Origin of the sequence: Staphylococcus sp. IVB6240, from assembly GCF_025558425.1 — a bacterium.
Taxonomy (GTDB): Bacteria; Bacillota; Bacilli; order Staphylococcales; family Staphylococcaceae; genus Staphylococcus.
Genome location: NZ_CP094718.1, coordinates 505742 through 528700, shown reverse-complemented (window position 1 = coordinate 528700; position 22959 = coordinate 505742). Strand labels below are relative to the sequence as shown.

The 22959-nt window shown below is 35.3% G+C and carries 29 protein-coding genes and 1 other RNA gene; 5 read left to right on the top strand and 25 right to left on the bottom strand.

All coding sequences use genetic code 11. The features are described from left to right. Nucleotides 1-66: 66 nt before the first annotated feature. Nucleotides 67-420 (bottom strand): arsenate reductase family protein, encoded by a 354-nt coding sequence (locus MUA88_RS02600; RefSeq protein WP_262604596.1) that lies wholly within the window; start codon nucleotides 418-420, stop codon nucleotides 67-69. Between the two features lie 193 nt (nucleotides 421-613). Here MUA88_RS02600 and MUA88_RS02595 point away from each other — a divergent pair, with 193 nt between their 5' ends. Then, nucleotides 614-937: a thioredoxin family protein gene (locus MUA88_RS02595; RefSeq protein ID WP_262604595.1), complete on the top strand. Its 324-nt coding sequence runs from the start codon at nucleotides 614-616 to the stop codon at nucleotides 935-937. Between the two features lie 52 nt (nucleotides 938-989). Here MUA88_RS02595 and MUA88_RS02590 read toward each other — a convergent pair whose 3' ends face one another. The 3 genes from MUA88_RS02590 to MUA88_RS02580 form a co-directional block, all read right to left on the bottom strand. Then, a complete protein-coding gene (locus tag MUA88_RS02590) occupies nucleotides 990-1538 on the bottom strand; it encodes a nitroreductase family protein (RefSeq protein WP_262605723.1) in 549 nt (182 codons plus the stop codon). A gap of 61 nt (nucleotides 1539-1599) precedes the next feature. Beyond that, complete coding sequence (aroD, locus tag MUA88_RS02585) at nucleotides 1600-2319, bottom strand: type I 3-dehydroquinate dehydratase (protein WP_262605722.1); 720 nt, start codon at nucleotides 2317-2319, stop codon at nucleotides 1600-1602. 9 nt (nucleotides 2320-2328) lie between these two features. Beyond that, nucleotides 2329-3333: a D-2-hydroxyacid dehydrogenase gene (locus MUA88_RS02580; RefSeq protein ID WP_262604592.1), complete on the bottom strand. Its 1005-nt coding sequence runs from the start codon at nucleotides 3331-3333 to the stop codon at nucleotides 2329-2331. Nucleotides 3334-3468: 135 nt separating this feature from the next. On the opposite strand from MUA88_RS02580, the gene MUA88_RS02575 reads away from it, so the two are divergent. Next, a complete protein-coding gene (locus tag MUA88_RS02575) occupies nucleotides 3469-3888 on the top strand; it encodes an Ohr family peroxiredoxin (protein ID WP_262604591.1) in 420 nt (139 codons plus the stop codon). A 59-nt stretch (nucleotides 3889-3947) separates the two neighbouring features. On the opposite strand, the gene MUA88_RS02570 is transcribed toward MUA88_RS02575, so the two are convergent. Continuing rightward, nucleotides 3948-4187 (bottom strand): hypothetical protein, encoded by a 240-nt coding sequence (locus MUA88_RS02570; RefSeq protein WP_262604590.1) that lies wholly within the window; start codon nucleotides 4185-4187, stop codon nucleotides 3948-3950. 227 nt (nucleotides 4188-4414) lie between these two features. On the opposite strand from MUA88_RS02570, the gene MUA88_RS02565 reads away from it, so the two are divergent. Next, nucleotides 4415-5074 carry a hypothetical protein gene (locus MUA88_RS02565; protein WP_262604589.1) on the top strand — a complete coding sequence of 220 codons (660 nt, stop codon included), beginning with the start codon at nucleotides 4415-4417 and terminating at the stop codon, nucleotides 5072-5074. Nucleotides 5075-5325: 251 nt separating this feature from the next. Here MUA88_RS02565 and MUA88_RS02560 read toward each other — a convergent pair whose 3' ends face one another. From MUA88_RS02560 to MUA88_RS02485, 15 genes are all read right to left on the bottom strand, one after another. Continuing rightward, complete coding sequence (locus MUA88_RS02560; RefSeq protein WP_262604588.1) at nucleotides 5326-5694, bottom strand: hypothetical protein; 369 nt, start codon at nucleotides 5692-5694, stop codon at nucleotides 5326-5328. Between the two features lie 106 nt (nucleotides 5695-5800). After that, complete coding sequence (locus MUA88_RS02555) at nucleotides 5801-6109, bottom strand: phage head closure protein (protein WP_262604587.1); 309 nt, start codon at nucleotides 6107-6109, stop codon at nucleotides 5801-5803. Between the two features lie 210 nt (nucleotides 6110-6319). Then, complete coding sequence (locus tag MUA88_RS02550) at nucleotides 6320-7963, bottom strand: terminase large subunit (RefSeq protein WP_262604586.1); 1644 nt, start codon at nucleotides 7961-7963, stop codon at nucleotides 6320-6322. After that, complete coding sequence (locus MUA88_RS02545) at nucleotides 7956-8276, bottom strand: hypothetical protein (protein WP_262604585.1); 321 nt, start codon at nucleotides 8274-8276, stop codon at nucleotides 7956-7958. The genes MUA88_RS02550 and MUA88_RS02545 overlap by 8 nt, the downstream gene beginning before the upstream one ends. A 417-nt stretch (nucleotides 8277-8693) precedes the next feature. Then, nucleotides 8694-8975: a head-tail connector protein gene (locus tag MUA88_RS02535; RefSeq protein WP_262604583.1), complete on the bottom strand. Its 282-nt coding sequence runs from the start codon at nucleotides 8973-8975 to the stop codon at nucleotides 8694-8696. 57 nt (nucleotides 8976-9032) lie between these two features. After that, nucleotides 9033-10262 (bottom strand): phage major capsid protein, encoded by a 1230-nt coding sequence (locus tag MUA88_RS02530; RefSeq protein WP_262604582.1) that lies wholly within the window; start codon nucleotides 10260-10262, stop codon nucleotides 9033-9035. Nucleotide 10263: 1 nt separating this feature from the next. Continuing rightward, nucleotides 10264-10830 carry an HK97 family phage prohead protease gene (locus MUA88_RS02525; protein ID WP_262604581.1) on the bottom strand — a complete coding sequence of 189 codons (567 nt, stop codon included), beginning with the start codon at nucleotides 10828-10830 and terminating at the stop codon, nucleotides 10264-10266. Next, nucleotides 10817-12061, bottom strand: a complete 1245-nt coding sequence (locus MUA88_RS02520; RefSeq protein ID WP_262604580.1) for a phage portal protein — start codon at nucleotides 12059-12061, stop codon at nucleotides 10817-10819. Before MUA88_RS02520 ends, MUA88_RS02525 begins: the two co-directional genes overlap by 14 nt. A 47-nt stretch (nucleotides 12062-12108) precedes the next feature. Further along, a complete protein-coding gene (locus tag MUA88_RS02515; RefSeq protein ID WP_060551474.1) occupies nucleotides 12109-12441 on the bottom strand; it encodes a hypothetical protein in 333 nt (110 codons plus the stop codon). 310 nt (nucleotides 12442-12751) lie between these two features. Next, on the bottom strand, nucleotides 12752-14200 hold the full coding sequence (locus MUA88_RS02510) for a DNA primase family protein (protein ID WP_262604579.1): 1449 nt from the start codon (nucleotides 14198-14200) through the stop codon (nucleotides 12752-12754). Then, a complete protein-coding gene (locus MUA88_RS02505) occupies nucleotides 14164-15096 on the bottom strand; it encodes a primase alpha helix C-terminal domain-containing protein (protein WP_262605721.1) in 933 nt (310 codons plus the stop codon). Before MUA88_RS02505 ends, MUA88_RS02510 begins: the two co-directional genes overlap by 37 nt. Nucleotides 15097-15126: 30 nt before the next feature. Beyond that, nucleotides 15127-15423 (bottom strand): type II toxin-antitoxin system toxin TscT, encoded by a 297-nt coding sequence (gene tscT, locus MUA88_RS02500; protein WP_262604577.1) that lies wholly within the window; start codon nucleotides 15421-15423, stop codon nucleotides 15127-15129. A gap of 2 nt (nucleotides 15424-15425) precedes the next feature. Further along, nucleotides 15426-15836 (bottom strand): pathogenicity island protein, encoded by a 411-nt coding sequence (locus tag MUA88_RS02495; RefSeq protein ID WP_262604576.1) that lies wholly within the window; start codon nucleotides 15834-15836, stop codon nucleotides 15426-15428. Nucleotides 15837-15846: 10 nt separating this feature from the next. After that, nucleotides 15847-16041, bottom strand: a complete 195-nt coding sequence (locus MUA88_RS02490; RefSeq protein WP_262604575.1) for a pathogenicity island protein — start codon at nucleotides 16039-16041, stop codon at nucleotides 15847-15849. Between the two features lie 13 nt (nucleotides 16042-16054). After that, nucleotides 16055-16273, bottom strand: a complete 219-nt coding sequence (locus MUA88_RS02485) for a helix-turn-helix transcriptional regulator (protein ID WP_262604574.1) — start codon at nucleotides 16271-16273, stop codon at nucleotides 16055-16057. 204 nt (nucleotides 16274-16477) lie between these two features. Between MUA88_RS02485 and MUA88_RS02480 the strand changes: the two genes are divergently transcribed. Together MUA88_RS02480 and MUA88_RS02475 are read left to right on the top strand one after the other, a co-directional pair. Further along, nucleotides 16478-17317: a helix-turn-helix domain-containing protein gene (locus MUA88_RS02480; RefSeq protein ID WP_262604573.1), complete on the top strand. Its 840-nt coding sequence runs from the start codon at nucleotides 16478-16480 to the stop codon at nucleotides 17315-17317. Then, nucleotides 17307-18413 carry a site-specific integrase gene (locus MUA88_RS02475; protein WP_262604572.1) on the top strand — a complete coding sequence of 369 codons (1107 nt, stop codon included), beginning with the start codon at nucleotides 17307-17309 and terminating at the stop codon, nucleotides 18411-18413. Before MUA88_RS02480 ends, MUA88_RS02475 begins: the two co-directional genes overlap by 11 nt. A gap of 124 nt (nucleotides 18414-18537) precedes the next feature. Here MUA88_RS02475 and ssrA read toward each other — a convergent pair. From ssrA to secG, 5 genes are all read right to left on the bottom strand, one after another. Next, nucleotides 18538-18898, bottom strand: a transfer-messenger RNA (tmRNA) gene (gene ssrA / locus MUA88_RS02470). Between the two features lie 75 nt (nucleotides 18899-18973). Further along, a complete protein-coding gene (smpB, locus tag MUA88_RS02465) occupies nucleotides 18974-19438 on the bottom strand; it encodes an SsrA-binding protein SmpB (protein WP_262604571.1) in 465 nt (154 codons plus the stop codon). A 17-nt stretch (nucleotides 19439-19455) separates the two neighbouring features. Then, complete coding sequence (rnr, locus tag MUA88_RS02460) at nucleotides 19456-21801, bottom strand: ribonuclease R (RefSeq protein ID WP_262605720.1); 2346 nt, start codon at nucleotides 21799-21801, stop codon at nucleotides 19456-19458. Between the two features lie 41 nt (nucleotides 21802-21842). Beyond that, entirely contained in the window at nucleotides 21843-22583 is a 741-nt protein-coding gene (locus tag MUA88_RS02455) for an alpha/beta hydrolase (RefSeq protein WP_262604569.1), read from the bottom strand. Between the two features lie 110 nt (nucleotides 22584-22693). Further along, nucleotides 22694-22927 carry a preprotein translocase subunit SecG gene (secG, locus tag MUA88_RS02450; protein WP_095115665.1) on the bottom strand — a complete coding sequence of 78 codons (234 nt, stop codon included), beginning with the start codon at nucleotides 22925-22927 and terminating at the stop codon, nucleotides 22694-22696. Nucleotides 22928-22959: the final 32 nt, after the last annotated feature.

Sequence of the window (22959 nt, the reverse complement as noted above, 5' to 3'; positions counted from 1 at the left end):
AATCCCCTCCAATTGTTAATGTTACATTCATTCTGACACATTGCTGAATATCTATCAACTATTTTCTTACAGCCACGTTTCTCGATAAGTTTCTTCTTTGAATCCAACAGTCACTTTATCTCCAGAAACTGCCAATGGTCGTTTCACTAACATACCATCTGTTGCTAGCAATTCTAACATTTCATCGTCTGACATCTCTGGAAGTTTATCTTTTAAATTTAACTCACGATATTTTGCACCGTGTGTATTAAATAATTTTTTAACTTCTATTCCCGTAGATGCTACAATTTTTTCAAATTCTTCTTTCGTAGGGTTAAGCTGTACAATATCAATTGGTTCAAAGCTCACACCTTGCTCTGTTAAAAACTTAGCGGCCTTTTTACAAGTTGTACAATTTTTGTATTGATAAAACTTTATCATAAACATACCTCCTGTATTCACTTAACTCAAATATAACAAACATTTAAAAATATTGCTCTTTTTTATAAAAAAATTATTATTTAACACTTTATAAATTACGTCATCTTATACAGCAAGCAGTTGCAATTTGAATGACTTCCCTTTTTAATTTCGATATAATGAGCTTACGAAAGAATAAGAGGAGGCATTTTTCATGCAAGCTATTAAAGATATGTCACAATTCAATGAAGTGATCCAAAGTGCAGAACCAGTCATCGTAAAATTCGAAGCAGGCTGGTGCCCTGACTGTAAAGTAATGGATATGTGGATTGATCCAATCGTTAAAAAATATAATGAGTATACTTGGTACGTTGTAGATCGTGACGAAGTTGAAGAAGCAGCAACAAAACATGATGTTATGGGTATTCCAAGTATTTTAATTTTCCAAAATGGTGAGAAGCTACACCACTTACATTCTGCAAATGCTAAAACACCAGAACAAGTTGAATCATTCTTAGCTGAAAGTTTTGGTAAATAAGATGACAAAAACGCGTATGAAACTGGAACCTCCATTTCATACGCGTTGTTTTTTAAATAAAATCAGTCACAAGACCTCTATTTTTTCTCTCACATTTCTTCATCTTGTCTTCTTCTTTAAGGTCTGTTAAATATATAAAGCCTACAAGACGTTCATCAGGTAACACACCAAATGCTTGTCGTACTTTTGGATTGAAAATATATTGTGGTGTTTTCCAACATGTACCAATACCTTGTTCGTAAAGCAATAGCAATAAATTCTGTGCAAATGCACCAACAGCGAGATAATTTTCATTTTCTTCACGTTGACGCGTATCACATTTCATAATCAACGCAACAAAACCACCTAGATTTGTTACCGCATCATAATGACTTTGCTGTTTTTCTGGCTCCTTTGGAAACGCATAGCGAGAAATCTCTCTACTCATTTCACCCAACTTATACTTTGGTACATAAACTGTACGCCATGGCTCTCTCATACCATGATTTGGTGCTTCTGCAGCATCAATGATTGCTTGATGTACTGCTGCATCATCGATATGCATGTCGTGTTTGAACTTCTTGATACTTCTACGATTCTTAATGGCGTCTTGAAGTTCCATCTCTATCTACCCCTTATAGATTGATAACTATTATCAATTATACGAAATTTCATACCAATTATCAATCGTATAGCTTTACTGCATCAAAGAGTTGCCTCACCGAAATTTGGCCAGGTGCTACCGCTTCTTCCAATGCACCAAATGATAAACAACCTCCAAAAGCAGATTGTGCTGTACGTGTTATCAAGCCTAAATGAGACATCGAAATACCTGTCACCCATTGTGTCAGTGCATCACTTGCCTCTGAAACTGCATGTAACACGCGTAAAACATCTTCTCTCGATTGTGGCATAACGGCAATTTTTACATGACTTGCCCCCATTTGAGAAAGACGAAAATACGTTTTTTTCATGACATCGAGTGAAGGGGTTTCATTGAAGTTATGATATGAGGCAACAATCATAGCACCTTGCGCAAGCATCTTTTGGCATGTCATGCTGCGATCAACCTCTGGCTCCCATTCCACGTCGATAAAGTCAATTTGCGTTAGCTTACTCAAATCAACGAGTAATTGTTGATATGCTGATTCCTCTAGGTCACCCTCTCCCCCCTGTGATTGGGTGCGATACGTGACAAGAATCTGAAATGATCCATTCAGCTCTTTTAAGGCGCTCACCATTTGTTCAACCATCTCAATATCACAACTTGGTATGGCATCAATGCGTAATTCTAAAATATCAAAATAAGGTATATTTTCAGTTGCTTTTTCTAATTCATGCGCAGTTAAACGCTGTGATTTCGGCATAAGACTTGCAACAATTTGGGGTTTCACTTCATTCACCTTTTCTATTTATGGATTGACAATATGATCTGCAGTTTGCGTATTAATATATGATAATACGTCATCCAATGGAATATCAACTAAGTTTTGAACCGCTTCATCTGTATAAAAAGCGACATGAGGGGAGATTAAAACTTCGTCACGTTCAAGTAGGTGACTTAAAATCGGATCTTCTAATGGTTTATTTGTCCAATCATGTGTAAAGTATGGTCCTTCATTTTCATACGTATCAATAGCAGCAGCAGCTACAGTACCATCATCCAACTTACGAATTAATGCTTCTGTATCTAATACAACACCACGCGCTGTATTAATGACGAGTAATCCTGGTTTCGCATGACTTAACACCGCCTCATTCACAACGTATTTGTTTTCGGGTGAACCTGGGATATGTATTGTTAATACATCAATATCTTTCACTAACTCTTCCAATGAATCTACATATGTGAGCACATTTTCTAATTCTGGATTTGGTGCTAAATCATATGCCACAACTTCTGCACCGAAGCCGTTGAAAATTTTTGCAGCACGACTGCCAATTCGTCCTGTACCAAGCACACCAACTTTCAGAGATTCTATTGTACGTCCTTGTACCTCTAAATCCCATGTGAAATCTTGTACAGCCACATTGCGATCAATACGATCAGTATGACGTACTAAGGCTAAAGTTCTTGTCACTGCAAATTCAGCAATTGATTGCGGAGAATAACTTGGGACATTTGAGATTTTAATGCCTGCTTCGTTCGCAGCTGGTAAGTCATACATATCAAATCCTGCAGAACGCTGTGCGATATGGTGAATACCATTATCCGCCAACACTTTAAAATAATTTGGATCTACCTTAGTCATTTGTGAAATCGTAATACCATCAATATCTTCAAGTTGTGACAGATGTTCTCCGCCTAAACTATCCTCTGTTAAAACGACCTCTACTTCATCTTTATGTTGCTCAATCCATCTTTGTAATGCAGGTTGTTCATCTACTCTGACATCAAATACTTTAATTTTCTTCATAACATCACCCTTAGTTATCAGTTTTTTCAGAATAGAATAACTATATCGCAATTTTTTAGATTTGAAAAGCTAAATTATTTGAATCACGTCTTAAGGGGAGTATAATGAAAAGACCATTTTAAGGAGGCAATCATTATGTCAATTATTTATGAAACAACAGCAACTAACACAGGTGGCCGTAAAGGTACTGTTCAAACTGACGATAAAGCTTTAGACTTACAAATCACACCACCAGATAACACAGACACAGATTCAACAAACCCTGAGCAATTATTCGCTGCAGGTTACGCATCATGCTTTAACGGTGCTTTTGATCTAATTTTAAAACGCAACAAATTCCGTAAAGCAGAACCAGTCGTGTCAATTACAGTTCGTTTAGTAGATGACGCTGAAGCTGAAAGTCCAAAATTAGAAGTAGACATTCATGCAAAAGTTAAAAACATGAGTCAAGAAGACGCAGAAAAATCTTTACAACAAGCACATGAATTCTGCCCTTATTCAAAAGCAATTAACGGAAACGTTGATGTCGCTTTAAGTGTAGAAGTCGTAGAATAATTAAGATAAAAAACGGGTATGCCGATCAACTTAAGATCAGCGTACCCATTTTTTATAAACTATTTATTTTTATCTTTATCAGATGCCATATCTAGAACTGTTAAGATCATCGCAAATAGAAAAGCAAACATCAGCCAATTATCATAAATACGATTTTCAAAAAAATGCGTAAAAGTGATACGATCAACCACATTAAAGAAACGTGGATTAGGTGGCACATAGCCAATCAGTTTCACCACTATTATCAAAACAACACCGGCAATGAATGTGCTGAGAAAAGTTTTTAGCAATCCCTTCATAAAAATCCCCCTTTGTTCACTATTATGATAAAACACTAAAAAATGATAATTGCTAGAATGACAGGCCTTCCATTCATTTCGATGATGCTATATTAAACGTCTAAATAACAATTGAAATAAAGCAATATTCTTTCTTCTCTCATTTTAATTGATATTTATTACTTTAAATTACATTAAATAAATATCATTATCATGTATAATTATATATGTATAAGGAGATGTTTAGAATGAAAAAAGCTTTATGTATCATTTTTGTAAGCTCATTCGTTTTATGTGGATGTTCACCCCAAAATGATTCAAGTAATCATGAGAATAAACAGAGGCATACTGATGAACAATCAACAATTAAAAATCAAAATAATTTCAGTAACCAAACATCTGCGACACAGATTTCACCACAAGACGCTGAAAAAATACTCCATGATTATTATATTAATGTTAAAGGCCTGAGTGAAGGGCAAATTTTAGAATTTAAAACAAATTTAAATCGAAGTAACGAAAATGAATATTACATTGAACACCTTGTCAGAGATGCTGCTGGCACACCTATGAAAGTATGTGGGGTGGTTAATAAACATACTGGAGATGTTATTAACATTTTTGATGACATGAGCCCTGAAGAAAAGGCGAATTATGAAGATTTTAAAAAACGAAGTCCAAAATATATTACACCTCAAGATGAAACAACGCTTCAAGAATCAAATCCAAATTCCAATCAACCAACGATACAACAAGAACCTCTTAATAAGGCGAGACAACAAGCCATAAATGAAGGCATTGACATGGATAATCCATCAGAGGAAGACATTCAAAGGATGCGAGAGTTAAGTAAACAATCACCATATGGTATGCAAGAACCCACACAATTCATGGGGATAAATGAATAATATTTATATCAACACTACTCTTTTTAGGGTGGTGTTTTTTTAATCTGTGGCAATACTGTGGCACCAAAAATAAAAAGCCCACAACCACGCGGATTGCAAGCTCTATAGTGGAGGCGGCGGGAGCTAGCAAAAGGGGTTATTTATTGATTGCCTACCTCCTTGAAATGCTGTCATATCAACGTTTTCGTTAACTTTACACATCAGTGTAAAATGTTAAAATTGAAAAAACAACATAAATTTGTGCACTCATATCATTCCCAGACTTTATCTGGTAATTCTAATGTTTCAATTGTCATATCAAATGACTTCTTGTACCCTTCATATTCATCATAAAGCCATGATGTATTTCTATCATTATCCCGAACCATTTCGCTCATAATATTATAAATTTTCTTAGCCTCTGAAGCGTACTCCTCATTAAATCGTTCAAAATGTTCATGGGTAAAGCAAAATAATTCAATACTTTCTAATGTTGAATACACTTCGTTTAAAATAATAATCTCATCTTTATCAAAGCTATTCGCTTCTGGATCAATTATCTTTTCATACAAGCTTTTAATTCTAAAGTCTGCAAATTCAATCTTTCTTTTTACGAAATCTCTATGACTTAAATTAATCATATTTTCACCCCATCTTTTTACTCTATTATAGCATGTTGTGTTACATCTAACGCGCCATTACCCACAAATCATAATTATAATGCATCTGAATGCGTTTCTCAGCGTCTTATTTGTACGCTTTTCCATAAATTGTTAGTGTTCTATTTAATCCATTATCATTTTGTACAGATTCAATATTGAAATCTAAATCTTTCCACTTGATACGCTGTTTTGGTGTTATACCCTCTCTATATCTAATAATGAATCTTACAGGAATTTCTGATGCTGTAAGTCCAGAACCCAAATACTCATTTCCACGTATTGTTTTTATATCTGCCCATGGTTCAGCAATTACCTTTTCTTTGTAGCTGTTGGGCATTGGTCCACTACTTACCCTTTCAATTATTTTTATTTTATTATTAAAGTGATATGCCATTGTTTTACCTCCTTTTTGAATAAATATACTCCCAAATCCTGAGGCTTTACCGACGATATCTCGAGTTTCACCTTTTTGTTCCGGCCCACGGTCCGGGTCAAAACTTTTTCTTTTTTTCTTTCTTTAGCTTTTTTTGCTTCAATACGTTCAAGCTGTTGAGCGTAATTATCAATGCCCTACCCCTGACGTAACGATTCGTTCCCCCAGCTACTACATCGCTCTTAAAAAACTTTCATAGTTATCAAACAAACCCACATACGCATCTAATAATGATGCCGTGCCGTCGATGCGACGTTTGGGTGATTGATTCTTAACAGGAACGATATTACCGTTACGGTCAGTTTCTATCCCCGTATTAGTTAAGCACCACTTCAATATAGGATTGTTATTATAATTAATTTTATGCTTCTCTAAATCAGCACCCATATTTTGCATTGGTAGACTTAATGTCTTTGCTCCTTGTGGTGTACGTACCATTTTAAAGCCGTTAGCTTCCATCTCATCAACCCAGTACCGAGCTGAATAATTATCGTAATATATCCATAGTGGCGTGATGTCATATTCATTCAACATCTCTAAAAACCAATCTGTGATGTCGCTGTAATCAATTGTATTGCCTCTACACAAACGAAGTAATCCTTGTTCATACCATTTGTCATAAGGTATCTTATCTTCGTCTACACGCTTTCTGAGGTTATCCTCAGGCAACCAATACATCTGATGCACATAACGTATTTCTGTTTCAGGTTCTACAAATAACAATGTGGCGCAACTCAAATCGGTTGTGATACTTAAATCAGCACCACCTATCGCATAACTACCTGAGAAGTCACGTATATCAAAGGTATCTTCATTATTAATCGCCTCAAATGTGAGCCATGCGCTATGTGTAACTTCACGTATATTAAAATCTTTAGTTAAGATACCCGTTAAGTCATTTACATTGTTTTTAGCACGTGCAACTTTGCGTTCTAAGTCCTCTACCTTTTTTGATACACCTAAAGCAGGATTTGCCTTTTGCCAGCATTCAGGTATCTTATATTCAGCTTTATGATCTAACTCGTACATAATCGGTAAAAAGTTATCATCTTCAAATTTACCGTCAACCACGTTACAAGCATACTCATATAAGTCATCAAATATCGTACCTCTATGTGTTCCAGCCGTTGTAATCATAATCAATAACGGTTGTGTACGTGCTGACTGAGATTGTTTCATTACTTCATATAAATTGCGGTCTTGAATAGAATGTAATTCGTCAATCACAACAAGATGTGCATTCAATCCATCTAATGAATTTGAGTTTTTAGCTAAAGACTGCATCTTGCTAAAGTTATGCGCAAAATATAAATCACTCTTACGCTTACGGATATTCTTGTTTAAATCAGGACTCTGTACAATCATCTCATGTGCTTGATCGAATAAGATATTAGCTTGGTCACGTTTCGATGCAACTGAGTAAACTTCTGAGCCACTTTCTCCGTCGGCAATCATCATATATAATGCAATCGCACTTAACATTGTTGTTTTACCATTCTTACGACCTACAAAGAAAAAAGATTCAGTATAACGTCGGTAACCTGTTTCCTTATCTACAAACCCAAATAGCGCCGAAATATAGGCTTTTTGAAACAAATCTAACTTTAGGGGCTTACCCGCCAGCTCACCTTTAGAATGACGGCAGAAACGCTCTATAAAAGCGATAGGGCGTTCTGCTTTAGATTCATCATAAATGTATTTGTCGTGATGCTCCATGTCATCTAAGAGCTTCTTATATTGTTTACGTACACGTTTTGAAGCTACAATATCGCCACTTTCAATTTTTTGGTAATACTGTTTAATGTAGTTAGCCATTCGTCACAAAGTCCATAAACGCATCTGATTTTTCTACTCGTTGAGGCAGGAACGACAATAGTTGCTTATAAGTGGCGTTATACTTTGTTACAGTTGTATTGTATGACTTCATAGCTGGGTTCTCTTTAAGGTATGATTGTTCACCTTGTGTAAATACGTATATTGCACCATGCTCACGTACAGTGCGTTTTAATTCGTCCAGTGTTTCTTTCATAAATGTTAGCTCTTCTAACAAATCGTAAGCTATATGTTTGTTTTCTATATCATTTTTATCAATGTATGTTTTAAGTTTTTCCAAATTGATATATTTCATTTTCATATTCTCCAATCTTGATTTTTAGGTACCCCTAAATATTGAAAATATTGGGTGGAGGAAAAGAAAACTCCCTGCACCGTTTCCCAGACACTCTTTTACCTCCGAAATTATAGGGGGGGTACTTAATTAATTTATACTTTTATTATATTTCCGTCTTTATCGAATTGTAATCCTTCCCCAATTGCTGGTGTCCCGAAATGTTCCTGATTATGGCACGTCTGACACAATGCTTCCAAATGGTCGTGGTTCAATGATACAAATGGATTCTTATAATTCTCAGCATTCAAATGTATTTTATGATGACAAATAGACGCTAACCCACCGCAACGCTCACATATATAGTGCTGTTTCGACATATAACTATCTCTGCACTTAACCCATTCACTACTTTTATAAAACGAATGTGGAATACTTCTAACCATTATACTCACGTCCTAACGCTGTCAAAGATACCAATAGTCCATCTATTGTACGTTTTAATCGCTCACTGTCTTGTGTATGTGGGTCAAACCACAATTGCAATATAAACTTAGCTGTTGTTTGTGCAAGTGGTTCTACTGGTTCATCTAACCAATCTCTGCCTGTGGTTAGATATAAGTAGTTAGGAATAGTTTCGATTAATGGAGTGATGATGTCGTCGTTGAAATCCCCATCTATCCTTAATGCGTTACGTGCATCTTCTATTGATATAATCATTGTTTCACTTCCTTATGAAAAAGGACACCAGCTATTAACTGATGCCCTAGTTATTTATTACGCTCCTACATCAGATGAAGCACTTGTTAACTTAACGAAAGCATCATCAACTAAAACGCGTGTATCTGCGACCGCCATTGCTCGATAGTCAATCAAGCCTGAACGGAATGAAGACTCACGAGAAGATTCAAGCATAATGCCTTGCGGTAAGTTGTAACCGAGATAGTTAAAGTCTCCTAATAGAATTGTGCCGTCTTCGATATTGTCATCAATAATGACTGGCTTACCGAAGATATAACCAACATTCTCACGTTGCGCATCTTGTACAAAGATAGGACGTTTATTACCATCTTCAACGCCATACACTGTGTTATATAACGTTGCATTGCTCATAGCGAATTTTGCATTTTGTGCATAACCACGTTTTAACATTCCCAACGCTTTTGTGAAATCAGTATATTTTCCTGTAAGCTCTAAGCTGTTTTCATCATTCCATGTGATACCTGTCAATATACCTTGACCTTGATTGTTACCCGTACCATTAATCAATGCGTATTCGATCGCTTCTACAACGCAGTTAGTCAATTCTTCAACAAGATATGATTCAAATGCTGAAATACTCATCGTTTTAGCTTTCACTGAGATACTAAAGATTTTAATAATCTCATTCGCTTCAAAAGATACCGCTGTTGTAACTACTTTGTCTGCCTCTACTTTAGCCCCCTCAGTATGCCATTCGGCGCGCTCTTGTGGCGTACTAATTGGGATACGGATTTTTGTAGGCATATTGAATGAACGTACATTTGCAAGTAAGCCACCTTGTGTACGCGCACGACGAATCACTTCGTTTAATGTTTGTTCTGGTATGACTGCTGATGCATTTGAAGATGAAGTAAATTCATCTGCGCGGTGTTCTGATTTTTGAATATCCATAGCGTGATTGAATGAACGTTGTTCCACATCTGATAATTCTTGTCCTAACATTTTCTTAAAGAATGCTGATCGGTATTCTTCTGTACCGAATACATTATTATTTTGAACTTCATTATTTTGTTTAAATTGTTGTCCTGTAATAGGGTTATATGAACGATTTTCCACTTGTTCTTGCTCCTTTTCTTTAATGTTTTCTTTAGCTTGATTTAAGCCTTCAATTTCAATATTTAACTTTGTCACGTCTGCTTCTGGGTCATTTTCGATTGTGCCTCTAATTTCACCAGCCCGTGTTTCAATATCTTCAAGTGACGCATTACGATAATGATTAAATGCTTCTTGTACTGTATTAAACATTTTATTTTAACTCCTTTGATTGTAATTTGTTCAAACCGATTAAGGCTTGTTGTCTTGCTTTGTGTTTAAGTTCAGCTTCCTGAATTTGTTGTCGTGCTTCTACGCTTGCTTCTGCATATGCAGGATAATTCACAACACTAAACTCAAGCACCTTATCAATTTTAGTTATAGTACGTGTGCGTGTATTCACATCATATTGACTACCGTCAGATACTGTGAAACCAAAACTCATACCTGAGAGGTCGCCCCGTTTTACTGCCGTATAAACAGAGCGGGCTTCTTCCGTATCTGGTAAGGTCGCGCGGAAATGCATACCAATATCATCAGTCCATATATCCATCGTCTTAGGTGATTTCGCTAGTGGTATACGGTTCACATCATGTGACACTAAAAGTCGTGTATCGTTGAGCTTCAAGCCATCTAACGCATTACGTTTAATGATTTCGGTATATGATCCTGTAGGCGTAGTAATCTGCGTTGGTTTATTAAATACAATTGCTGTTCCCTCAAGTACCATTTCGTTACTTTGGGAATCTGTTTGTATTTCTGCACTTCTAATTTCCTTCATCTGCCTTAACCTCCTTATCTGCCATTTGATAATTCTTTGCTAATGTTTTTTCAATATAGTTCAAACTTTGTATGCGTTCATCTCCATCTTCAACATGAGGCAAGTTCATTAAGTCACGTGCTTCATTAATGGTCAATAAGCCGAGTGGCAACAATTCTTTGATAATCGTTGATTTCGATTGATTGCTTGCATACTGTAATTTTGATGATTCATATATAATGCGATTGCTAAAAGACTGTTCACGTTCAGTAAAAATCTTTTCGGTAAGCTCTGAGGATAACTGAATAGCGAAAGGTTCAATGACTGATTCAAAGAACGCTTGCCATGTGTTCTCATCATAACTACCTGTCACAATAGCTTCATTGATTCCTAAATACTCATATATCTTTTGTTTAATCACTTTTATTTGGGACGTATCCACCTGAACATCTGATATATTTAATTGCTGGTAATCCATCGACGTATCTAATGGAACAACTCCGCCATTATTTGCCATTGATAAATAATTGTTTGTAAATTCTTCTTTTGCTTCTTTTAACTTACTAGGACTCAATGCCTGATTGTATTTCAGAATACCTCTGATTTGAGCAGAATTCTTAATTGCCTCAGTCATACCATCATTTTGTGTGTGCGCAAGTTGTAACGTATTCATGATTGCATCGTTGTTATCACCGAGTAATTCATTAGAGTTAAAGTGACGACGCAACACGGCTATTTCTGATAAATGAAAATGGACAACTTCACCATCGTTGAACAAAAATTTTAGGTACATTTCACCTACACCATCAACCACATATTCAACACTACTTGGTGTTAACGGATATAAGTTTTTCAAGTTGCCTTTATTGTCCTTTTGTACAAGGATAAATGCGTTATTGAACAAGTAGTATTGTGTGGCCACTTTATATAAAAAGTCATAACCACTCATATACGGATTGGGTCTATTTTGTAAGATTCTGTTAATTTTATAGTTATTAAAATCTTTCGTATTGTTTACATGCTTGCCTGATAACTTCGCAATATGGCGTGCAATGGTATCTACTGCACTACGATATATGTCGTTTGAATATGCATCACCTGAAAATTGAGATAATGACTTAAAGCCACCTGTGAGCATTTCAAACTGTTGTGCAGTGGTACGCTCAATAGTTTCAAGTCCTAACATCTTATTTAACCACTTCGGCACATCTTCACCTTCTTTACAGAATATTTGTTCGTCAAATAAGTACATACGTTCGATTTATACATCTAAATTATACCACACTAGGGTATATAAAGCTAGTTGTGGTAAGGGTTTACGTATTTAACTTCTAATTCTTTAATACTTTTTTCACTTGCATTAAAATGCCAATTTAGACGAGTTTCATCTTTAACTTTGAATCCAGCTTTTAACATTGCGCCTTTAAACTGACCATTTGTGATGTAACTACCCTCAAAAGTGCCTGACAACGCATCGCTATATTTACGTTCAAATACGTGCTTTAATCCATATGAGGAACGTCTGACGTTAAACGATTTAATTTTATTGATTGAGTAACAAAATTCGAGTAATGCGTTTTTCTTTATCTCATTTAATTCTTCAAAGTGTTCTGGTTTATTGATATCAGTCATTTTAATTCTCCATTCTATTTATATTTGTGTGTAGGGAGTGTAGGAATAAAAGTTACTACATTTGCCAAAAGTTACTACACAATCATTCAAAACATTGATACAAAAGGAGTTTTGAGTAATTAAGCCATTATATAAACCTACTACATAAGTTACTTCATTTATAAAAAGTTGCTACACAAGTTACTACCTTATATGAATTTCTACTACATTAATCTATATGTAGCTACATAAGTTACTACTTAAAAAAGCGATAATAAAGGTGCTTAACACGCTCTGTAGTAACTTTTCTGATTTGTAGTAACTTTTTCGTTTACTCCCCGCACACAGATTTAATTTTTTTATACAGGTTGCTACCTTTTCTAGGTTCAATAATGTTTGATCTATCATTATATTTGTCATCAGTATCATATGGTGCTACATCATAAAGAACTTCACTTTTTTTGTGATAAAAATCTATACCATAACCTTTATAAGGTGATCTAACACGTTCAACTGTGTACCCTAATCTTATTAATTCTTTAGTGAAATTATGAACCTTCATCACTTCGTATCCATAACGCTTAGCCCATTGGCGATAAATTTCATACGCGACTTCTCTTGCCCTGCCATCTACGGGGTGGATAGGTCTTTCGCCTTCCATGTCCAAAAAGTGGCGCACAGGTTCATTTTCATATTTGTAGCTCTGAATTAAATCATTACTTTCATTAACTTTAGTAAAGTCACCTGTTTCTAGCAATTCGGGCAAATGTTCCAAACACTTATTTAATAATGCAGACATAACATCGGGATTATTTAACTTCTTATTGAGCCCTAACTCTTTAGGATAGTAGCCCTCACCAAATGTACGATTCATTGGAACAATAACCATTCTGCGATAAAATCCATCTGTTTTATCACTAGCCTGTGGTATATTGTTGCCTGCAAAAAGAAGTTTGTTGTGCGGTGTGAAATCAAAATCTTGTTTGCCTTTAGGATTTACATTAATTCGGTTACCTGTGGCGATTGATTTATAATTCCCAGTGTCTTTGATATATGTGTTATCCATGTCATCATCAATATTAACCATCTTCCCCATCAAACGCGCTGGTTTAAATTCATGGCTCAAATCTTTAAATTTAAGAGATGTCGTATTCCTTTTACCGATAAAGTCTTGGATTAATTGAAGTATTGTTGATTTACCGTTACTTCCATTTTTGGTTTTAACACCTGCACTATAAAAGAAAATAGTTTTACCGATAAAGTTTTCTTTATACAAACAATACGCTATAATTTGATATATAAGTTTCTCGATTTGGGCATCTTCATTGGATATGCTCGTGATAAAACTCTCTAATTTTTCACTTTTTTTACTTTGGTCAAAAGTCACATCAATTTTCGACGTCGAAATATGGTTAGCTGAATGCTTATGAAGTTGATGTGTCTTTAGATCCAAGACGCCATTGTTAACCACTAATTTATGTGGCTCTAATTCCTCATCTTTAAATTTAATCGACATCGCCTTTATTTTGTAAAACACTTCACGATTCTGATGTTCTTTAATATTCGGCATCTCTAAATAAGTCATTTGTCTTATTGTTTCTTCGTCTAAATGCTGGTAAAATTCACCGTTAAAAAAATGAATATTTTCATCTATCATAATCATATTGTATTTTCTAGCTAACATCTCACTGAACTTCGTGTGATTGAATTTGTCGTCATATTCAATTTCTTCATTGTATTTCTCTAGTAAATGGTCGTCGATGTTACTGATTTTATCCATTTTTTTTCCTCCTTCTCTCGCAAATGAATTCTTAAAATTGAATTGAATGTTTTAGCAACTTCTTTTTCTTGTAATGGAGGATTGCAACTTTCGCCCCAAGCAAGAGCTAATCCGTGCACTAAATGACCATCAACATGTCTGCGTAACAGATGACCAATCACAGAAGCTAATGCTTGATTCCGTCCACCTTCCTCTACCCCGAATGCAATATCACGCCAATATCCTGAATTTTGTTTGTTATATACAACTTTGATGTTCTGAGATTCGCCCTCAGTTGCATCGAGAGGGTATTTAGCAAGGCAACTGTCCAATTGACCACGTGTGATGAACGGTGCATCATTGATGTACCAGTGAAATGGTGCATCTTTACCACTTATAACGGGCAATGCGGATAATTGAATAGGTTTAAAGCACGACTCGTCTATTACTTCACCAATATATCTCGATAATGCCCCAGCATACTTTTTATACTCATCAGGCTCTAAAATATCGTCTACAGGGACAAGCAAACGGAATCTTGGCCGTAATGACTCATTGTTTTCATCATGAGTATCACGGTGTCTATAAGTGCTATATATGAAGTAAGCAAAGTGCTTCATCTTGTTTTTGACGTTATCGAGAAATCGGTTCATATCATCGATGTCGTCATAGTCCAAAGAAAACACTTGTCGATACATTACATTTTCTTTCAAGCGACGGTGTGATATACCTTCAGCATCAGCTACATCACCATATATTGCTAGCTTATTAGCGTATTTGTCGTGGCTGATAACTGGACGAGTTAAAAACTCGCACCAGTCAGACCACTTAATGTTTTTTACATTTTCTGTTCCCTTAGATGTTAAACTTTGATATAATAAAATAAGAAGTTCGTCATCGTGCTTTAAATTGAACATGGCATTTATTAGCTCCTTTCATTAAAATTACTATGCGTTATCAGTTCTGTCGCCAAACTTCGCTGATGACGCTTTTTCTATGTCTTTAAACTCGTTTATCTTCTTGTCTAACCTATCAGTGTACATGTACAACAAATCGAATAACTGTTCACAGTGAATGCGGTGTTCATTGTACGCATATCCATATCTTTGTACTTCTTCCATACTTTTCAGATTATGCGTAGTAAATACCTCATCAATAAACCAGCTATGCGTTGAAATTAAATCTTCTAATTTCTCTTTAATAATCTCAATTTCTTCCATAAGCCATCTAATTTCGATATTCATACCTAGTATTCCTCCACTTCGATATTTCCTACAATATATTCCAACGCCCACTCTAACATTCCGATTATGTGACCTTTACGATCTGTTGTGTGTTTGTGCTCACCTTTTTCGTTAATAACACTATAATGGTAAACTTTTTGTGTCTCGTGTCTCACATCATCTAATGTCGCAGTCACTTCTTCAATAATAGAAAATGCTTCATCTTCAAAATCTAGTTCAGCAAGAATACTAAACAATTCTTCATGCACTAACTTTAAAAATCGTTCATAAAAAGTAGTGTCATCATACTTATGTTCTGTCATTGAATGAAATCTATCTTTGACTGATAAAAATGTATCATCATTTTCTTCATATAATACTTTTTCCAATGCTCTAACAACTTTTGATAATTCATATTTTTGCTTAACCTTCATCCTTAACTACCTACCTTTTTATTGTTTTTAATTTTGCAATGCGATCAAAGTTGATTTCCATGCACGCTATACTAAAATTCTTGCTTACTTCTGGAAAATACTGCTCCAATACTTGTGGTGATACATTCAAAAGCAAATTGCGATTTGTATCCTTGATGTTATACCAGCCAGCAACCGTTTTAGTTATAATTACTTGTTGTTTCATATTGTTTCCCTCCTTACTGTGAAACTGGAAATTCTGTTGAAAATAATTGTTCAATTGGTATACCATACATCTCACTAAGTTTAGTAGCTTCAGGTAATGTAAAATACGCACCGCCTAACTCTTTTAAGCTATATCTTTGTGGCGATATACCTAATTTTCCAGCTACAAATCGCTGTGTGTGACCTTGTTCCTTTCGTGTGATGTACAATACTGGGTAATGAATTTTTGTCATTTTAGCCCGCCTCCTGATTTGAACTTTTTAGAACCTAAAATCAAAAATTTAAAGTTCTTAAATAGTACTTTTTAGAACTTACAAGTTGATAATACCACCTAAACCAAAAGTAGTCAACAAAATAATTGTACTTTTTTGAACTATACAATAAAATGAAGAATGAACATTAACTTAAATATTCATTAAATTATAAGGAGAAATAGTATGTATGATAAAAAAGAAATTGGCAAACGGATTAGAGAAATAAGGATGAGTTTAGGAAAAACACAAGAACAGTTTGGAGACTTGTTCTCAGCAAGTAAAGGTAATGTTGCAATGTGGGAAAAAGGCGCGACATTACCTAATAAAAAAAGACTTTTGGAAATTTCACAAAAAGCCAATATAACTTTAGATGAATTACTATTCGGCGATATTTTCAATTATATATATATAAATATTAATTACGATATAGTTGAAGATTTATTTGATGATTTTGATATGTTTGCAAAGCATCGTATTGCAGATTTAATATATAGTGTTACCTACTTCAAATACCCTGAAGTATTTGAACGTAAAAATTATAAGGAAATATTAACTCTTTGCGAGAACAACCTACGTACTGAGGTTGAACTCTTAATAGCAGATGGAAAAAAAGCATATGCTAGTTTTAACAGTAAACCAAAAATTCTCATCGATTCTAATAAAGATAGTTATTTAGTTAACTTGTATTTACAAGACTCAAAAATTAAAAATATAGATTATATTATTGATTTTAGATTTTTAGTTAACTATGCAGAAGTTAACAATTTTAAATTTGATGAAGAATTAATTAATTATAATGAACCTATAATGGAGTTATACGAAATATTAAGTGATTATTTTAATAAAACATCAGATGTATTCGACTTAATAGATAAGTCCACTATACTAATAAATACGCTTGAGAATCAAAATTATGACAGTGATCCGATAGGTGAAAAGCTAATAAATTTCATTAAAAACGACATGAATGACACATTTGTTAGTTTAATAGAAGATAAACAAGGTGATACCCATGACACATAATTTAAGACTATCCCACAATATATATAAAGACACTAAACGTGGCACATACTACTTCCGTATCACATACTATGATAAAACTAATAAACGCCAATTCATAACTCGTAAAGGTTTTAAAATGCGTAAAGATGCTGTAAAAAAGTGTAATGAAATTATGGATGAGATAGAGGGGGTTGGTAAACATAATAGATTACCATTTGATAAACTCGCTATGGAATACATAGAGTGGTACTCAGCACGCCGTAAGCCGTCAAGTACAAAAGCCCTTAGAACACATATAAACAACCACTTAGTCCCTTATTTTTGCTCTATGGACGTGTTTAATATGACTCCACAAGACATTATGAAATTTCAAAATAAAAAGATGCGTGAGAAATTTTCAGGAGATTACTTACAGAAGATGCACACTTATCTTGTTTCTGTTTTAAATCATGCTATGAAATTTCACGATTTAAAACAAAATGTAGCATCTAATGTGGGTAATTTTGAAGTTGAGAAAACAAAACGGCTAAACTATTGGACTCTGGAGCAATATAATAAATTTTATACTGTACTAACGGAAATCGAACAACAAGCCTTTTTTAAACTACTTTTTTACAGTGGTGCAAGAAAAGGTGAAGTTAGGGCATTAACTTGGGCAGATATTAACTTTGAAGAAAATTATATATCCATAAATAAAACAGATTATCATGGTGAAGTTACTTCACCTAAAACTAAGGCGGGCATACGTGATGTTTATATGCCTCAACATATGATGGACACATTAAAAGTATTTAAAGATTGGTATAAAGAACATAAGGTCTACAAAGATGATTATGTATTATTTGGCGATTTTTTCAAAGCATACAGTGAAAATAAAATTGATCGTTGGTATTCTAAAAATTTTAAAAAGGCTAATGATACACTAGATGAAAGTGATAAACTACCAAGAGTTGTACTTCATGAGTGGAGACATAGCCATGCATCATTACTCGTCAATCTAGGTGTTAGCGTGATGATTATAGCACAAAGACTCGGACACAGTGACACCGCAGAAGTTTATAACCGATATGGTCATCTATACCCAAGTACACAGAAAGAAATTGTTAAACTCTTGTAGAGTAATAATTTTCATGTAAACACTGCTCTTTTCAGAGTGGTGTTTTTATACGTTGTGTACTATCTGTGCACTTTATGTGCACTCTAAAATAAAAAGCTTGCAACGATAAGGGTTGCAAGCTATATAGTGGAGACGGCGGGATTTGAACCCGCGTCCAAAGGTCCTGATACAAATGTTTCTACGTGTGTAGTCTATCGATAAGTTTCACATCATGCAAGGTGACAGACAACCAACATGATGCTAGTTTGATTGATCTCTCCACGTCAGACTTCAAACGGCAGTGACGTGTGTAGCCTACTTCAGTTGAATCACGTTAACCGCACATAGGCGATGCGGTTAGGTGATGCAGAGTGCGCTTAGGCAGCTACTGCTAAGTTATTGTTAGTTTTGCCAGTTATTATAAACTGAGTGTGTTGATGACGAAGACAACCCTCCGACACGCTTCATAAGCTCGGGGGACCCCTGTCGAATCCATAAACGCCCCCATAACAATATAATGTGCTTTATTTTCACTTCAAATCACATTATATCTTATCAAATATTACCTTACAGTGCAATGTTTAGTACTTTTGTTTCATAGCACGTGCCATATCTCGTTTAACAGCTTTTTCTTTTAAAGATTGGCGCTTATCGAATTTCTTCTTACCACGCGCAACGCCTAACAAGACTTTACAGTGACCCTGCTTTAGATAAAGTTTCAGGGGAACGATTGAATATCCAATCTCACGAGTACGATCACCTAGCTTCACAATTTCACGTTTATGCAATAAAAGTTTACGTGAGCGTAGAGGGTCGTGATTAAAACGGTTCCCTTCTTCATAAGGTGCAATGTGCATGTTTTGTAAGAAAATCTCACCATTCTTCACTTGTGCATAGCTATCTTTTAAGTTTGCACTACCGCGTCGAATAGATTTAATTTCTGTCCCTTGTAATACAATGCCTGCTTCAATCGTATCTTCAATCTGATAATCATGTCTTGCTTTACGATTTTCTGCTAAGGTTCCTTTACCTGACTTTTTCGCCATACGGGTCTCACCTCAACTTATTTTTTCTTTCTACGTGCTTTCTTCTTGATACTTTTATCTTTGTAGAAAGGCTTGTGTTTTGTTTTGTTTTGTTTACGTTCATTCTTGCCTTTTCGTTGTTTACGTTTTTTCTTACCGTCTTTTTTACCTTTAAATTGGTTGCCCTTTGTCTTAATCTGAATCGTTTTACCTTGTTGCTTCTTATCACGGTTCCCTTTCAAATCAATCGGCATACCAACCACTTGGAAGTCGATTTGACGTTCATCCACATCAACATGTACGACTTTGACTTTAACGGTATCCCCAATACGATAGACTTTCGCTTTATGTTCACCAATTAAGGCCATGTGGTGTTCATCAAAGTTATAATAGTCATCTGTCATGTTTTGAATGCTCACAAGTCCTTCAATCGTATTTGGTAACTCGATAAACATACCAAAGTTCGCTACAGAGCTAATGACGCCTTCAAATTCATCACCAATATGTTGAATCATGTACTCAGCTTTTTTCAATTCATCTGTATCGCGCTCTGCTTCAATCGCACGACGCTCACGATTAGACGTATGTGTCGCAATCTCTGGTAATGCATCTTCCCAACGACGCATTGACTTGCCATCCATTGACTGTTCAATGAGATATTTTCGAATTAAACGATGGACGATTAAGTCCGGATAACGTCTGATTGGAGATGTGAAGTGTGTATAATAATCAGCAGCCAATCCAAAATGTCCGAGATTATCCGCTTCATATCGCGCTTGTTGCATAGAGCGTAACATCATTGTTGAAATCACGCGATCTTCAGGTCGACCTGTCACTTCTTCTGAAATTTGCTGCAACGTACTTGGGTGAATTTCTTCCCCAGTTCCTTTAATCATCATGCCGAAATTTGTAATAAAGTCAAAGAATTGACGTAGACGTTCTGATTTCGGTTGTTCATGGATACGATATAGGAATGGAACATCTTTTTTATTAAAATGTTCAGCAATCGTTTCATTCGCTGTAAGCATGAATGATTCAATTAAACGTTCCCCTTCACCACGTGTACGAATGACGACATCTTCTGGAATCCCTTCACCGTTCACCTGTACTTGTGCTTCAGGAATATCAAAGTCAATCTCGCCACGACGTTTACGCATATCGATTAAACGATTTGACAGTGTTTGTGCTAAATCTAACATCGGTGTCACTTCTGCATAATGTTGGCGAATTGCTGGGTTTTGTTCAGTAATGATTTCATTAACTGCATCATACGTCATACGGGCATCAGAATGGATCACACTATCAAAGATTTCATGTTTAACGACTTCACCACGTTCATTGATTTCCATACGACAACTCATTGTCAGTCGATCCACATTTGGATTCAATGAACAAATACCATTACTTAAGCGATGTGGAATCATCGGAATCACACGGTCTACTAAATAAACACTTGTGGCACGATCATAAGCTTCACGGTCGAGTGCACTACCTTCTGTCACATAATAACTCACGTCGGCAATACTTACAGTTAACTCAATATGGCCATTATCTAACTGCTTCAATGCAATCGCATCGTCGAGGTCTTTCGCATCTGCACCATCAATCGTAATCGTTAATTCATCTCTTAAATCACGACGGCCTTTTATTTCTTCTGGCTTAATTGACTCAGGCACAGCTTCTGCTTCTTTTAATACATCGTCTGGAAACTCAATTTCAATACCGTGTTGGTAAATGATTGATAAAATATCGACACCCGGATCATTTTTATGACCTAAGATAGCAGATACTTGTCCTTCTGGGTTATTTGTACCATCTGAGTATTGCGTAATCTGCACCAATACTTTATGTCCTTCGACAGCACCTAAATCCTGACCTTTCGGAATAAAGATATCTTGCATAATACGTTTATCATCTGGAATCACAAATCCAAAGTTGCGTGCTTCTGAGAATGTTCCAACCACTTGTTGAACAGCATGTCGCTCAATCGATTTCACTTCACCCTCGAACTTTCCTTTCCGATAATCACCACGAGATTTTTGTACTTCAACAATCACCGTGTCGCCATCCATCGCATAATGAACCTTACTTGGTGGAATGAAAATATCCTCCATCGTATCATCTTCAGGACGTAAAAATGCAAATCCTTTTTTATTTTGGCTTAAAGTCCCCTTTACCAATCCTGGCTTCGGACCTTTCTTTTGGTATCGATCTTGTTTCGTACGTGTCACAATACCCGTTTGTTCTAACTCGTTTAAAACTTTAATCAAGTCACGAAATGACTCTGCACTACTCAAACCAAGTGCATCTTGAAAGTCAGATACAGACATTGCACGATAATCTTCTTCTTGAATCAGATTTAATATCTCTTGTTTTAAATTCATTGTTTGCCTCCTTTCCTATGATATTTTTATCTGTCACTGGCTTACTCGCTCCAATCCAGTGATTCTAAAAATTGATAGACTTCTTCAAATACTTGTTCTTTTTCTTTATCTATTGTAATGACGTGTCCTGAGTTGTGATACCAAGACAATGCTTTTTTATCTGAAATTGCTGTATCATGAATGACATTTGCAGAATCAGGGTTAATCATTTCATCATGTTCAGATTGAATGACTAATAATGGATCCATTACTTCATCAAGACTATCACGAACACCTTGTATTGTATCTTGTAATTCTTTTAAAGTTTCTGTCGGATGAAAGACTTTCATCTCACGTTCAATTGTTTCTTCATCTTTTCCTTCATATTTCTTGAAGTTACGTGCATAGTCTAAAAAGCCTTCAAACATAGCACCTTCTGTTTTGATATAAGCAGGCGTACACATTGTTACGATACCATTCACATCTCGGTTTAGACTTAATTTAAGTGCAAAAACGCCACCTAATGATAGACCAGCTACGGCAATTTCATCGTATCCTTGATCTACTAAATAATCATACCCGTCTAACGCATCTTTATACCATACATGTGGACTTGATTTTAAAATCTCCTCAGGCGGTGCTGCATGCCCTTCATAATGAGGGGCATGTGATGTATAACCTTTTTTTTGAAGATAACGACCCAGTTGTCTTACATCAGAACTATTGCCAGTGAAACCATGTAATAATAATACTGCACGCTTTCCACCCTCAAATAAGAATGGCTTTGGAAGTTGAATTTTCATATTAAAATCGTGTCCTTTCCTAATATCTCATATAGTATTATTTAGTATTATTCTAGCGATTTAAATATCTCGGTACAAATAAAAAAGTCCGACTACACAACTGTCGGACTCTACATATCAAAGTAACTGATACTTAACATTAATACAAAGAAAATAATTGATAGTACAATTGTCAATCTATGCAAAAATAAATCTATACCACGTTGTTTTTGCTTACCGAATAATTGCTCAGCTCCACCACTAATGGCACCTGATAAGCCATTACTCTTACCTTCTTGTAATAAAACAACTGTGATGAGTGCGATACAGTCAATAATCAGTAATACAACAATAAAAGTATGCATCAGATTGTCCTCCATTCATCATATACGAAAGC

Excerpts from the sequence above, each read along its gene's own strand:
- MUA88_RS02545 (WP_262604585.1), bottom strand. The coding sequence starts at position 8,276 with ATGAAATATATCAATTTGGAAAAACTTAAAACATACATTGATAAAAAT.
- MUA88_RS02600 (WP_262604596.1), bottom strand. The coding sequence starts at position 420 with ATGATAAAGTTTTATCAATACAAAAATTGTACAACTTGTAAAAAGGCC.
- MUA88_RS02455 (WP_262604569.1), bottom strand. The coding sequence starts at position 22,583 with ATGAAAATTCAACTTCCAAAGCCATTCTTATTTGAGGGTGGAAAGCGT.
- tscT (WP_262604577.1), bottom strand. The coding sequence starts at position 15,423 with ATGAATATCGAAATTAGATGGCTTATGGAAGAAATTGAGATTATTAAA.
- MUA88_RS02565 (WP_262604589.1), top strand. The coding sequence starts at position 4,415 with ATGAAAAAAGCTTTATGTATCATTTTTGTAAGCTCATTCGTTTTATGT.
- MUA88_RS02485 (WP_262604574.1), bottom strand. The coding sequence starts at position 16,273 with ATGACAAAAATTCATTACCCAGTATTGTACATCACACGAAAGGAACAA.
- MUA88_RS02520 (WP_262604580.1), bottom strand. The coding sequence starts at position 12,061 with ATGTACTTATTTGACGAACAAATATTCTGTAAAGAAGGTGAAGATGTG.
- MUA88_RS02530 (WP_262604582.1), bottom strand. The coding sequence starts at position 10,262 with ATGTTTAATACAGTACAAGAAGCATTTAATCATTATCGTAATGCGTCA.
- MUA88_RS02555 (WP_262604587.1), bottom strand. The coding sequence starts at position 6,109 with ATGGCATATCACTTTAATAATAAAATAAAAATAATTGAAAGGGTAAGT.
- MUA88_RS02590 (WP_262605723.1), bottom strand. The coding sequence starts at position 1,538 with ATGGAACTTCAAGACGCCATTAAGAATCGTAGAAGTATCAAGAAGTTC.
- secG (WP_095115665.1), bottom strand. The coding sequence starts at position 22,927 with ATGCATACTTTTATTGTTGTATTACTGATTATTGACTGTATCGCACTC.
- MUA88_RS02535 (WP_262604583.1), bottom strand. The coding sequence starts at position 8,975 with ATGATTATATCAATAGAAGATGCACGTAACGCATTAAGGATAGATGGG.
- MUA88_RS02495 (WP_262604576.1), bottom strand. The coding sequence starts at position 15,836 with ATGAAGGTTAAGCAAAAATATGAATTATCAAAAGTTGTTAGAGCATTG.
- smpB (WP_262604571.1), bottom strand. The coding sequence starts at position 19,438 with ATGGCGAAAAAGTCAGGTAAAGGAACCTTAGCAGAAAATCGTAAAGCA.
- MUA88_RS02595 (WP_262604595.1), top strand. The coding sequence starts at position 614 with ATGCAAGCTATTAAAGATATGTCACAATTCAATGAAGTGATCCAAAGT.
- MUA88_RS02480 (WP_262604573.1), top strand. The coding sequence starts at position 16,478 with ATGTATGATAAAAAAGAAATTGGCAAACGGATTAGAGAAATAAGGATG.
- MUA88_RS02550 (WP_262604586.1), bottom strand. The coding sequence starts at position 7,963 with ATGGCTAACTACATTAAACAGTATTACCAAAAAATTGAAAGTGGCGAT.
- MUA88_RS02505 (WP_262605721.1), bottom strand. The coding sequence starts at position 15,096 with ATGTTCAATTTAAAGCACGATGACGAACTTCTTATTTTATTATATCAA.
- MUA88_RS02570 (WP_262604590.1), bottom strand. The coding sequence starts at position 4,187 with ATGAAGGGATTGCTAAAAACTTTTCTCAGCACATTCATTGCCGGTGTT.
- MUA88_RS02475 (WP_262604572.1), top strand. The coding sequence starts at position 17,307 with ATGACACATAATTTAAGACTATCCCACAATATATATAAAGACACTAAA.
- MUA88_RS02515 (WP_060551474.1), bottom strand. The coding sequence starts at position 12,441 with ATGACTGATATCAATAAACCAGAACACTTTGAAGAATTAAATGAGATA.
- MUA88_RS02525 (WP_262604581.1), bottom strand. The coding sequence starts at position 10,830 with ATGAAGGAAATTAGAAGTGCAGAAATACAAACAGATTCCCAAAGTAAC.
- MUA88_RS02560 (WP_262604588.1), bottom strand. The coding sequence starts at position 5,694 with ATGATTAATTTAAGTCATAGAGATTTCGTAAAAAGAAAGATTGAATTT.
- MUA88_RS02575 (WP_262604591.1), top strand. The coding sequence starts at position 3,469 with ATGTCAATTATTTATGAAACAACAGCAACTAACACAGGTGGCCGTAAA.
- rnr (WP_262605720.1), bottom strand. The coding sequence starts at position 21,801 with ATGAATTTAAAACAAGAGATATTAAATCTGATTCAAGAAGAAGATTAT.
- MUA88_RS02580 (WP_262604592.1), bottom strand. The coding sequence starts at position 3,333 with ATGAAGAAAATTAAAGTATTTGATGTCAGAGTAGATGAACAACCTGCA.
- MUA88_RS02510 (WP_262604579.1), bottom strand. The coding sequence starts at position 14,200 with ATGGATAAAATCAGTAACATCGACGACCATTTACTAGAGAAATACAAT.
- MUA88_RS02490 (WP_262604575.1), bottom strand. The coding sequence starts at position 16,041 with ATGAAACAACAAGTAATTATAACTAAAACGGTTGCTGGCTGGTATAAC.